At 74.2% G+C, this 4102-nt stretch carries 5 protein-coding genes and 1 pseudogene; all 6 read left to right on the top strand.

From position 1 onward, the window contains the following. The first annotated feature begins 137 nt into the window (after window positions 1-137). A complete protein-coding gene (nadD, locus tag AB0I76_RS24075) occupies window positions 138-734 on the top strand; it encodes a nicotinate-nucleotide adenylyltransferase (protein ID WP_357039544.1) in 597 nt (198 codons plus the stop codon). 110 nt (window positions 735-844) lie between these two features. Next, window positions 845-1252, top strand: coding sequence for a ribosome silencing factor (rsfS, locus tag AB0I76_RS24070; protein WP_120730245.1), 408 nt, complete (start codon window positions 845-847; stop codon window positions 1250-1252). Further along, complete coding sequence (locus tag AB0I76_RS24065) at window positions 1249-1929, top strand: histidine phosphatase family protein (RefSeq protein ID WP_357039540.1); 681 nt, start codon at window positions 1249-1251, stop codon at window positions 1927-1929. Before rsfS ends, AB0I76_RS24065 begins: the two co-directional genes overlap by 4 nt. 47 nt (window positions 1930-1976) lie before the next feature. After that, window positions 1977-2834, top strand: coding sequence for a DegV family protein (locus AB0I76_RS24060; protein ID WP_357039537.1), 858 nt, complete (start codon window positions 1977-1979; stop codon window positions 2832-2834). Between the two features lie 130 nt (window positions 2835-2964). Beyond that, entirely contained in the window at window positions 2965-3723 is a 759-nt protein-coding gene (locus tag AB0I76_RS24055) for an SDR family oxidoreductase (RefSeq protein ID WP_357039534.1), read from the top strand. 125 nt (window positions 3724-3848) lie between these two features. Further along, a pseudogene (locus AB0I76_RS24050) lies at window positions 3849-4102 on the top strand (ComEA family DNA-binding protein); the annotation flags it as partial.

The raw sequence follows: 4102 nt of genomic DNA, 5'->3' as shown, positions 1-4102 counted from the left end.
GAGACCGACGCGGACGACGACCTGCGCCGCGCCCTCGTCGCCCGCACGGCGGTGGCCGCCGCCTCCGCCTGACCGTCCGCCCCTGCGAGGTGGGGCGGGGCGGGTGGGGTGGGACCGGGGCGGCCTAGGATCGCGGGGTGGAGGAAGACATCCGGCGGATCGGGATCATGGGCGGCACGTTCGATCCGATCCACCACGGGCACCTCGTCGCGGCCAGCGAGGTGGCGGACCGGTTCGGGCTGGACGAGGTCGTCTTCGTTCCCACCGGGCAGCCGTGGCAGAAGGCGGACGAGCCGGTCAGTCCGGCCGAGGACCGCTACCTGATGACGGTGATCGCCACCGCGTCGAACCCCCGTTTCCAGGTGAGCCGGGTCGACATCGACCGGGGCGGCCCGACCTACACGGTCGACACCCTGCGTGACCTGCACGCCGAGTACGGCCCGAAGGTGCAGTTGTACTTCATCACCGGCGCCGACGCCCTGGATCGGATCCTCTCCTGGAAGGACCTGGACGAGATCTTCGAGCTGGCTCACTTCGTCGGGGTGACCCGGCCGGGCTTCGAGTTGACCGACAAGCACCTGCCCGCTGACACGGTCAGCCTGGTGCAGGTGCCCGCGATGGCCATCTCGTCGACCGACTGCCGCGAGCGGGTGGCCCGGGGGGAGCCGGTCTGGTACCTGGTGCCCGACGGTGTGGTGCAGTACATCGCCAAGCGGCGCCTCTACCAGCTGTGAATCGTCCCGGTATCGGGGGCTTCCGGCCGGTAACGCGCCACAACTGACGAGTCGATACGCCGCCGCGTGTGAGAGGCTTGGAGAGTCGCACGGTTGATCGAAGGAGAACGGTGACAGTTTCCGAACGCGCTCACGAGCTGGCGATGGCCGCCGCCCAGGCCGCGGCCGACAAGAAGGCGCAGGACATCGTCATCATCGACGTGGGCGATCAGCTCGCCATCACCGACGCGTTCCTGGTGGCCTCGGCCCCGAACGAGCGTCAGGTGCTGGCCATCGTCGACGCCATCGAGGAGCGGCTGCTCGAGCTGCCGGAGAAGGCCAAGCCGATCCGGCGCGAGGGCGAGCGCGGCGGTCGCTGGGTGCTGCTCGACTACGTCGACATCGTGGTGCACGTCCAGCACACCGAGGAGCGCGAGTTCTACGCCCTCGACCGGCTCTGGAAGGACTGCCCGACGATCCCGTTCGTCGACCGGGACCTGGTCGACGCGGAGTCCGGCGCCACCTCCACCGCCGAATGACCCGACTGATCATCTGGCGGCACGGCAACACCGACTGGAACGCCGCCAGCCGGGTCCAGGGGCAGACCGACGTACCGCTCAACGACCTCGGCCGCGAGCAGGCCCGGGACGCCGCGCCCCTGCTCGCCGCGCTGCGTCCGGACGCCATCGTGGCCAGCGACCTGAGCCGGGCGGCGGATACCGCCGCCGCGCTGGCCGCCGTCACCGGGCTGCCGATCCGCACCGACGCCCGGCTGCGCGAGCGTCACTTCGGGCTCTGGCAGGGGTTACACCTGACCGAGGCCGCCGAGCGCTTTCCCGACGAGTTCGCCCGCTGGCGGGCCGGCGACCCCGACCCCGGTGCGGGGATCGAGACCCTCGACGACCTGGGCAAGCGGGTCGGCGCGGCGTTCCAGGACGCGGCCGACCTGGTGCCCGGCGGTACCGTCGTGGTCACCACCCACGGCGGCGGTGCCCGCCAGGGCGTCGGCCACCTGCTCGGCTGGGACCACCTGGTGCTGCGCACCATCGGGTCGCTGTCCAACTGCCACTGGACCGAGCTGCGGTACGACGACGGCGTGCGGCGGCGTACCGTCGCCGGCTGGCACCTGCGCGCCCACAACGTCGGCGTCATCGCGGCGTCCGCCGCACCGGTCCGCGCCGCGGCTTCCGCGTCCGCCAGCGCGGACGCGGTCTGACCGTCCGGCCCGGGCGGTCGAGGCCGGGATCGGCTAGCGTGCCGGTCATGCCCGTCGCGGTCGTCACCGACTCCACCGCCTACCTCCCGCCCGAACTGCTGCTCGCGTACCCGTTGACCGTGGTGCCGCTGACCGTCGTCCTCAACGGCGCGGAGGGGCTGGAGGGCGTGGAGACGTTCCCCGCCGACGCCACCCGCGTACTGGGCGGCCGGCGGGTCTCGGTGAGCACCTCCCGTCCCGCCCCGGAGCAGTTCGCGCAGACGTACCGCCGGCTCCTCGACGCCGGCGCCGACGGCGTCGTCTCGGTGCACCTGTCCGGCGAGCTGTCCGGCACCGTCGAGGCCGCCCACCTCGCCGCCGCCGAGTTCGGCGACCGCGTCGCCGTGGTCGACAGCCGCTCCTGCGGCATGGGCGTCGGCTTCCCCGCCGTCGCCGCCGCCACGGCCGCCGCGCGGGGCCTCGGCGTGCCGGAGGTACGCGACGCCGCGCTCGACGCGGTCGGCCGGACCACGATCTTCTTCTACGTCGACACGCTGGAGTTCCTCCGCCGGGGTGGCCGCATCAACGCGGCCGAGGCGCTGCTCGGCACCGCTCTCTCGGTCAAGCCGATCATGCACATGCCGGACGGCGCGATCGTGCTCAGGGACAAGGTGCGTACCGCCAGCCGGGGCATCGCCCGCCTGGTCGACCTCGCCGTCGAGGCGGCCGGTGACGCGGACGTGGACCTCGCCCTGCACCACCTCGCCGCCCCGCAACGGGCCGAGGCGCTCGGCGAGGCGCTCGCCGCGCGGCTCGGTGACCGCGTGCGCGAGACGTACGTCTCCGAGGCCGGCGCCGTCGTCGCCGCCCACGCCGGTCCCGGCCTGGCGTCCGTCGTCGTCCACCGCCGCCCATCCGCCGCCTGACGCGGTCGCCTTCCGTGCCGGCCCGTCCGGCCTGAGCGGGTGCGGTCGGTCGATGACCGGCGGGGGCCTCCGGCCCGGGTTAGCGTCTGGGTGATCGGGCCGGGTCGCCAGTCGGAGCGGGGGTCGTGGAATGTCCTGTGTCGTGACCGGCGGCGGGCGCGGTGTGGGCCGCGCGATCGTGGAACGGCTGCTCGCCGCCGGCGAGCGCGTGGTGATCGTCGAGCACGACGCCGACGCCGTGGCCTGGGTGGGTGACCATCCGGCGGCCGACCGGCTGGCGGCCGTGGTCGGCGACGCGGCCGACGAGGGGATCGCCGCCCACGCCGCCGACCTGGCCGGCCCGCTGACCGGCTGGGTGAACAACGCGGCGGTGTTCCGGGACGCCTCGGTGCACGACGCTTCGGTCGGCGCGGTCTTCGACCTGATCGCCGACAACGTGCGTCCCGCCCTGGTCGGCGCCGCCACGGCGGTCCGCCGGTTCCTCGCCGCCGGCACCGGCGGGGCCGTCGTCAACGTCTCGTCGCACCAGGCCCGTCGTCCGGTGCCGGGCGCCCTGCCGTACGCCACCGCGAAGGCCGCCGTCGAGGGGCTGACCCGCGCACTGGCCGTCGAGTACGGGCGGCACGGCGTGCGGTGCAACGCGGTCGCCCTCGGCTCGGTCGACACCGAGCGGCACGCGGCGTTCCTCGCGTCGCGGGAGCCGGGCGCGGCCGAGTGGATCGACGCCGAACTGCGGCGGCTGCACCCGGTCGGTCGGATCGGCCGTCCCGACGAGGTCGCCGAGGCGGTGGCGTGGCTGCTCTCCCCGGCGGCGAGCTTCGTCAACGGAGCGATCCTGCCGGTCGACGGTGGACGCGCCGCCCTCGGCCTCGATCCGGAGGCGCGCTGACCTGCGCCGCGGCGGCTGCTAGCAGATTTCGGGTTGATCAGGAGGTTGTCCACAGGCGACGTCGTCGTCCACAGGACGCCCTCGGTGATCCCTCCGGGGCGGTGTGCCGCTCCTAGCCTCGGCGCGTGTCCGATGACGAGGAGACGGTGGTCCGTCAGCGCCTGCACCGGCTGATGGCACCACCCGGTGATGCCGTGGTCCATCCGTCCCCGTCCTCCGTCGTTCGCGGGCCGGCCGCGTCCTCGGGCACGATCGCGGACGACCCACCAGGACCGCCCGCGATCCCGTCCGTGCCCCCGGACGCCGACGAACCGGAGCCTCCGCCGCGCCGCCTGCCCGGGCCCGCGGCGTTCGACCCCGGGCGCCGGGGCGTGCGGGC

This window comes from Micromonospora sp. NPDC049799, from assembly GCF_040656655.1.
Classification (GTDB): Bacteria; Actinomycetota; Actinomycetes; order Mycobacteriales; family Micromonosporaceae; genus Micromonospora.
This window is presented reverse-complemented; position numbering and strand designations above follow the sequence as displayed.